Annotated in this window: 1 rRNA gene; it reads right to left on the minus strand. The window is 51.5% G+C overall.

The features are described 5' to 3' along the window. Positions 1–21: 21 nt before the first annotated feature. Positions 22–1,172: ribosomal RNA gene (locus tag KVP70_RS33025) — 23S ribosomal RNA — on the minus strand; the annotation flags it as partial.

Raw genomic sequence — 1,172 nt, forward strand, 5'->3', positions numbered from 1 at the left:
ACCATAACCTGCTAAGGTTATAGGGACAAGCCGTACGGGCAATTAGTATCAGTTAGCTTAATGCATTACTGCACTTCCACACCTGACCTATCAACGTCCTGGTCTCGAACGACCCTTCAAAGAGCTCAAGGCTCTGGGAAATCTCATCTTAAGGCAAGTTTCCCGCTTAGATGCTTTCAGCGGTTATCTCTTCCAGACTTAGCTACCCGGCAATGCCACTGGCGTGACAACCGGTACACCAGAGGTCTGTCCACTCCGGTCCTCTCGTACTAGGAGCAGCCCCCTTCAAATTTCCAACGCCCACGGCAGATAGGGACCAAACTGTCTCACGACGTTTTAAACCCAGCTCACGTACCACTTTAAATGGCGAACAGCCATACCCTTGGGACCGGCTACAGCCCCAGGATGTGATGAGCCGACATCGAGGTGCCAAACTCCCCCGTCGATATGAACTCTTGGGAGGAATCAGCCTGTTATCCCCAGAGTACCTTTTATCCGTTGAGCGATGGCCCTTCCATACAGAACCACCGGATCACTATGTCCTACTTTCGTACCTGCTCGACTTGTCAGTCTCGCAGTTAAGCACGCTTATGCCATTGCACTATCGTCACGATGTCCGACCGTAACTAGCGTACCTTCGAACTCCTCCGTTACACTTTAGGAGGAGACCGCCCCAGTCAAACTGCCTACCATGCACTGTCCCCGACCCGGATAACGGGCCAAGGTTAGAACCTCAAATGAACCAGGGTGGTATTTCAAGGTTGGCTCCACGATCACTGGCGTGACCGCTTCAAAGCCTCCCACCTATCCTACACAGATTGATTCAAAGTCCAATGCAAAGCTACAGTAAAGGTTCATGGGGTCTTTCCGTCTAGCCGCGGGTAGATTGCATCATCACAAACACTTCAACTTCGCTGAGTCTCGGGAGGAGACAGTGTGGCCATCGTTACGCCATTCGTGCAGGTCGGAACTTACCCGACAAGGAATTTCGCTACCTTAGGACCGTTATAGTTACGGCCGCCGTTTACTGGGACTTCAATCAAGAGCTTGCACCCCATCATTTAATCTTCCAGCACCGGGCAGGCGTCACACCCTATACGTCCACTTTCGTGTTTGCAGAGTGCTGTGTTTTTATTAAACAGTCGCAGCCACCAGTTTATTGCAACCCGTTC

It is taken from the genome of Duganella violaceipulchra, assembly GCF_019166075.1.
GTDB classification, from domain to species: Bacteria; Pseudomonadota; Gammaproteobacteria; order Burkholderiales; family Burkholderiaceae_D; genus Rugamonas; species Rugamonas violaceipulchra.